The organism is Candidatus Magnetobacterium casense (assembly GCF_019173545.1).
Taxonomy (GTDB): Bacteria; Nitrospirota; Thermodesulfovibrionia; order Thermodesulfovibrionales; family Magnetobacteriaceae; genus Magnetobacterium; species Magnetobacterium cryptolimnobacter.
The window spans coordinates 1-1,910 of the sequence record NZ_JABXWD010000538.1 but is presented as its reverse complement, the minus strand read 5'-3'; the positions used below and the strand labels follow the sequence as shown (position 1 = coordinate 1,910).

Here is a 1,910-nt window from a genome sequence, read left to right as displayed (position 1 = left end):
GACGTCGGCGCTACCCCGCAAGGGGGTGCGCTCGTCGTGTTTCGGGGGGGTGGAGGGCCTCAACGATCCATGCCTTCACTTTTATACACTTTCTGCACTGCACAATATGCACTGCACGTTGCACTGCATATTCTGTTCACTTTTATGTTCACTTTTACATTCTACTAGGGTAAGGGGGGAGTCTTGGTCCTTATTATGTGACTAAGGGAGGGGTCTGAGTAACTGACTTGATTTGGCCATCCGTGAGCAAAACTGAGTTTGCAGTAGAAGATCCGCCTCTCCAGGTCGGCTTGCGGAACTGGAACACCACTTCCACGTCAATGTTATATACTAGAGCATCTGCAGGGTTAATCTTGGTGACATAGAAAACACATCCCAAATGCTCCACAGCACTCGGGGCCCAGGCTCCAGGGTTGCCTGCATTAGCATTCGTTGACAACCAGGGGCGCAAGCGCACTGATCCTGGATTGGTCACTCCAGGGTTGGTCATATCGGTGGTCAGCACTGTCGGCTTCCAAACGAAACTTAAGTTCTTGTCGTCCATTCGCCGGGGGCGGGTACCCATGGAATAAAAGGTGTCTGCATCCGCTGTGAGCGGAATGGCATTAGCCTTGTCAATCTGCCAATACAACTGCGGAATGATGTTGCCTGCAACGGCCGGGAACGTGTCAGCACTCGGCCTAAAGGTCATCTTCACGTACTTGATTCGGAACTCTTGGTAGGCTTGGGCTACAGTCTGGGCTCGGTCATAAATGACGTCGCTGAGAGCTATCTGTCTGAAAAATACAACGTTACCGTCTACAACGGGAACTTGGTACGCCTCCTTCACACTTGCAGTGTTAGTCGTGATCGGTCGTTTGACCATCATACGACGAGGGCGGTAGGCCTTGCGGCGGGGCTTGCGGGCAAGCTTGCGACGGGGTCTACGAGTATATGCCATCTATAATATAGATTAATATAATCGGTTTGCTATTCAAACGCATCGTCTGGAACTATACCGTCATGTTTGTTAATGTAGTATAATGAAACTGCATATCTATGTAGGTCAGCTCCACGTGGGATGGCTTTTCCGTTGTTAAGCCACTCCACCATCATCTTGTTCTTAATCTTATCAATGGAAAGGTTTGCATATGTCTGTCGGTGTGCGGATAAGCGCTCCCACACTCGGTCTGGTCTTACTACGTAATGGTCCTCATGGGTGATTAACGCTCCGTTATCCTTCTTGTTTCTTGCTTCATAATATGACTTAGCATTCATCGTGAATCCTGTGATTGCTTCATCGTCAAATCCCTTCATCCACACTGGCTCCTTCAGGTCATCCTCCGTCCCGTATTGCCATGCAATAATGGGCAGGATTTTTTCGCGATGTTTTCCTGCTGTGGTCTTTACACTGTACTTTGATTTGTCCTTGGTGTACTTGTACAGGGTGTCTCTAAGAGCTTGGTCTGTCCGCTGTATATTAAATAAATAAATATGATAATGGTGATTGCCTGGCTTATTGTGTTCAAATGCAAAGCCCCGTTGGGCCGTGCTAAGCCAGTCCTTGATATAAATGATATCATGGAAACTAACATCTGTCCGTAATCTAATCTGATAATCCATCTATAATAGGTCTATAAAACGCACCCTTTAGGCTACTTGGGTTGGTTGGGTTGGGTGCGCAGAGTAAGCTATAAAGTAGCTTACCCTGCTCTCTTGTGCAACCTTTGTGTGATGACTGTACTGTGTCTATTCCTCCGCCTGGCGCTGCGCTTGGCGTCGGGTTGAGCCTGACTTTGCAGGGACCCCAACCCGAGCCCCCGACGTCGGCGCTACCCCGCAAGGGGGTGCGCTCGTCGTGTTTCGGGGGGGTGGAGGGCCTCAACGATCCATGCCTTCACTTTTATACACTTTCTGCACTGCACAATATG

The 1,910-nt window shown here is 49.2% G+C and carries 2 protein-coding genes; both read right to left on the bottom strand.

Translation table 11 applies throughout. The features are described 5' to 3' along the window. Window positions 1–193 precede the first annotated feature (193 nt). Window positions 194–868: a hypothetical protein gene (locus tag HWQ67_RS17300; RefSeq protein WP_218253944.1), complete on the bottom strand. Its 675-nt coding sequence runs from the start codon at window positions 866–868 to the stop codon at window positions 194–196. 101 nt (window positions 869–969) lie between these two features. Further along, on the bottom strand, window positions 970–1,602 hold the full coding sequence (locus HWQ67_RS17295; protein WP_218253943.1) for a hypothetical protein: 633 nt from the start codon (window positions 1,600–1,602) through the stop codon (window positions 970–972). Window positions 1,603–1,910: the final 308 nt, after the last annotated feature.